Here is a 4,127-nt window from a genome sequence, read left to right on the forward strand (position 1 = left end):
TTATACTCAGCATTCCAAAATGTTAATCATTTTAAAGAATGCTGAGAAATAAGACGTTTTTCTACTAAAAGATGAGCATTATTCGTTAGCGCAATCCACAAAGTCTTGCCATTTCATCTTCGTTGCCCTCCCACATTGGTGCTTCATCAGATACAGGTGTTGGAACAGATTCCATTGCGTCTCTAAGCTGTTCAACAGATGGCTTTGCATAGTAGCTTTTGGTTGTATCAGTTCTGGCATGTCCTAACACTGTAGAAACAAGCTCAATAGCGATTCCATCCTGATAAAGATTTGTGGCTCTGGTTCGGCGGAACATGTGACAGTGAACCGAATCTGGAAGACTAATCCCTTTTTCACTGACCAGAGCTGCATATTTTTTTATAATCCGCTGGACATTTCCAACGGACATCCTGTCTGTTACACCTTTTATTGTTGTGGAAAATAAGTATGCTTCTTTGGAAGAATTACTGTGATATACACGTATATATTCCCTAAGGTGTTCGACTGCTTTAGCTGTTAATTGTATGGTTCTTTCTTTATTACCTTTGCCGGTTATGAAAATATTTGGATATTTTGTTTCTGCCGTGATATCACATAAGCGGATGTTAAGCAGCTCACTGACTCTTACAGCTGTATCGTAGAGAAGAATCAAAATAGCACGGTCTCGTACACCGAATTTCGTATTCAGCGGTGCAGACAGTATTGCAGCAAGTGCATCATCGGACAGAATAGGTTTTTCCTTTTTAATGGTTTTGCATGGTGAGATCTGACTGATCGCCAGGGCAACTGACTGGACTGATATGTCCATATCCGAGGCATAGTTCAGATAGGCACGGATAGCCGCAACTCTTACATTTACAGTTGATGGCTGGCTGCCATTTGCAAGCAGATATTCTCTGAAATTATAAATACATTCTTTGGTACAATCAGAAAACTGAAAGGTGCTTATGGATTTACCTAATTCACCTACAAGGTAGTTTTTAAATATTGTAAGGGAATCTCTGTAGGATTCTGCTGTAGCCTGACTGCGTCCGACCTGCTTTACCAAATAAACATTTAGAAAGTTCCATGTGTGAGAAAAGAACAGCTGGTCAGTCGATATCTTTGCTGATTTATTCTTCATAGGGAAGCACCTCCGGAATGACCTTTCCAGACACTGAATCTTTCTCTCGGATAGTATCAAATGCCTTTTCTGCAAGATGATAGTAATAATACGTTTCGTCAGGACTTTTGTGTCCAAGGTATCTGCTTAAATATGGGAGCATAGTGTTTGTATCAATTCCCTGATGCATCCACTCATTAAATCTCTCCACTACAAAAGCATGGCGTAAACAGTGGGGTGTCGGATGTTTATCAACTGTCTTGGCAACCGGAAGCATGGCCCAATGGCGGTTAAAACTTGATTCTACTCCAGAGCACGAAACAGGCTTATGTGGATCTTTTCCCGGAAAAGCCCAGTCAATTCCGGGGAAAAGCATTTCCTGACGTTCTTTATAGTTTTTAAGTACCGGAAGGCTATCCTGCGGAAGATATACAAGGCGGTCCTTGTTACCCTTTGAGCCAAGGACAGTAAGGATTCCTTTATCCAGGTCTATGTGCTCCCATTTTAGCAATCGCCCTTCTGACAGACGCAGACCGCAGCAAAAATATAGGAGAAAAAGAATCTTGCACTCTCTATCGAGTCTAAATTGCTCTGAATTATGAGACGTGCGGATATCCATTTTCTGCAGCAGTTCCTTAACTTCCTCTTTTGATGGAATGTAAAGAACAGGACGGTAAGCCTTGCAGAAAAAATTAGGAATATATGCTTCCTGACCAAGGGAAAGGATATATTCACTCAGCACCTTCACCATCGACATACAGCGATTATGATAGGCTTCTCCTTCGCCCGGTCTGGCTTCTGACCATTTGGCTGCCATTTCATAGGTGACTGTTGTCAGTTCCGGATAATTCTGTACGCAAAAGGTATCAAAGCGTTTTAATAGCTTTTCTTCGGAATTATAGGCATATCCATCAGCTCGTTTTTGCTGTATAAGTCCTTCGATATGATGTGCCAGACCGCTCTCAAAAATGTATGTCATGATAAAACACCTCCAAATTCCAGAGGGCAGAGCCTCATTTTATCTTCGTCACGTTCAAGATATACCTCTGCTGTTTCCTGACGTGCATGTCCGAGAGCATTGGAAATATCATCAAGTTTGTTGTCTGCCCGAAGCATTCTTGTGGCAAATGTTTTTCGTGTCATATGAAAGCCCTGACCAGCAGATAATTCAAATCCATATTCAGCAAGTATTCTTTTTAAAGCTCCACGGCACGCCGTTGTAACTTTAAGCGGAATATATGGTGCCTGATGGCGGATAAATATATAACCGTTGCCTGTGACAGCTGATTCCGGACGTCCATTCATGATGTATTTATATACTGAATTACCTACATCCGTTGGGACTGGAAGCGTTATTGCTTTGCTTGTTTTCTGCTGAATGAAGGAAACAGTTTTGTTTTTCCAGTCAAAATCATTTACCTGAAGCTTTAGGATGTCTGCTCCCCTGATACCCATTCGAAGTCCAAGCATGACCATGGCTGTGTCCCTGAGCTCCATGGGAGTAGAAGCTCTCTCACGATATTCATATATTTTCTCGACTATAGCATCGCTCAGAACATCAACTATGCTGCGATGAGGCGCACAGCTTGCAGATACTGCAAAAGCAAGTGTTGGTGAAATCAGATCCTGGTCAGCCATGTACCGTAGAAGCTGACGAAGCTTGGTTCCATATGCATTTTTACTTTCCGGGGTCGAGTGGACATCATGGTTATGAAATGCTTTAACCACATCGGGTGTTATGGAGACTGGATTATCTATTCCATTATCTTCAAGATATTTGAAGAAACTGCATCCGGCTGCCCTGCACATGGTAAGTGTCTTATCGGTCATTCCATCCCGCCTGCGGCTTTCTATGAAACCATCAAGGATGCTTTTGCTCCATGATGGAAGATGATCAGATGCACGCATCGGCTCAGCGATTATATTGGATTCCATTATGCCCTGGAGATACTTTTCAAACATTCTGATAGTGTGTGAACGATGAGCTGATCCGGAACTGCTGGCTTTGATCTGATTCGGGCAATCCGGGAGTATACCTATCCATGATGTCACAGTTTCTGCCGAGTGTTCCAGATGGTTAAGTTCCAGGAACATGAAATACCATGTGAAATCATTGCGATAAACAGCTTTTGATGATTTCATGTATTTCCAATCGTCCAAAGCGTCAAGATATTCATCAGCTTTAAGAGCGAGAGGTATACTCGGATGAAATGCGGTACCTGTTTTAGAAAGTCTCATCTCAAGCAGTATTTCAACGTTCTCACCAAAAAGAACCCGCTGGTAACACTCTGGCACATCACCTCTGCGGTGAAGATATTTCATAAGTGCTGTCATGGCACATACGGCGTTCTGACGTCTGGCAAGAGATTTACAGGATTTGCAGTAAGTATTCCAGTATTCGATAAGAGTATCTATGGTTATTGCTTCCGGCTCTGTAACTCCCAGGGAAGTAGCAAGCCTGAAGAACTCCTTGATGGCAACAGAATACGTATGGTAATAGCAGGGATTCTGTGTGGTCGCATAGTATTCTTCCAGCTCATATGTCAGGCGAAAAAAGGATTCCGATATTCCGCTCCGGCAGAAAAAACTGTCTTCTGAGCGGCAGAAAGAACTTTTGATATCTCCAAAGAGCAGGTAATGCTCGAGGCGGAACAGGGCATTTCTATATTGAGAACACGTCTCATAGGAAATTTCCCGTTTTTTAATCTCAAGCCAATCCAGTGCGGCATCCATTGAAAAAGGAATGCCCTTATCCATCAGGTACTTGAAGAGTGTAGCATAACAGGTTCTGTGCATGTCTATATTTTTACATGCACTGTCTGGCTGTTTCATCATATTGAGAACTGATGAAATAGCATCTAAATAGTTTATTTGCATATCAAATGCGCTCCTTTCCGGTTTCCCATTCGAGGGGAAAACCTGATAATAGCGTATCTGATAATGCTCATCTTTTTTACAAGAAAGTGAGGATTTATGGAAAATAATTTAAAAGATCAACATTATAAAAACATGGGTATAATGCTTC

At 41.9% G+C, this 4,127-nt stretch carries 3 protein-coding genes; all 3 read right to left on the reverse strand.

What is annotated here, in order from left to right; all coding sequences use genetic code 11:
• Positions 1–85 precede the first annotated feature (85 nt).
• Genes DXC01_RS19735 through DXC01_RS19745 form a run of 3 tightly spaced genes read right to left on the reverse strand, consistent with a single transcriptional unit; the run spans position 86 to position 3,979 of the window.
• Positions 86–1,123: a tyrosine-type recombinase/integrase gene (locus DXC01_RS19735; protein ID WP_118699674.1), complete on the reverse strand. Its 1,038-nt coding sequence runs from the start codon at positions 1,121–1,123 to the stop codon at positions 86–88.
• The gene (locus DXC01_RS19740) at positions 1,113–2,081 is read right to left on the reverse strand and encodes a tyrosine-type recombinase/integrase (RefSeq protein ID WP_118699675.1); all 969 of its coding nucleotides are present in this window, start codon (positions 2,079–2,081) and stop codon (positions 1,113–1,115) included. Before DXC01_RS19740 ends, DXC01_RS19735 begins: the two co-directional genes overlap by 11 nt.
• Positions 2,078–3,979: a tyrosine-type recombinase/integrase gene (locus tag DXC01_RS19745; RefSeq protein WP_118699676.1), complete on the reverse strand. Its 1,902-nt coding sequence runs from the start codon at positions 3,977–3,979 to the stop codon at positions 2,078–2,080. Before DXC01_RS19745 ends, DXC01_RS19740 begins: the two co-directional genes overlap by 4 nt.
• Between the last annotated feature and the right edge of the window lie 148 nt (positions 3,980–4,127).

It is taken from the genome of Blautia sp. OM07-19, assembly GCF_003481595.1.
In the GTDB taxonomy this organism is placed as follows: Bacteria; Bacillota; Clostridia; order Lachnospirales; family Lachnospiraceae; genus Blautia_A; species Blautia_A intestinihominis.

Coding starts and splice junctions, on each gene's coding strand:
- DXC01_RS19740 (WP_118699675.1), bottom strand. CDS start 2,081: ATGACATACATTTTTGAGAGCGGTCTGGCACATCATATCGAAGGACTT.
- DXC01_RS19735 (WP_118699674.1), bottom strand. CDS start 1,123: ATGAAGAATAAATCAGCAAAGATATCGACTGACCAGCTGTTCTTTTCT.
- DXC01_RS19745 (WP_118699676.1), bottom strand. CDS start 3,979: ATGCAAATAAACTATTTAGATGCTATTTCATCAGTTCTCAATATGATG.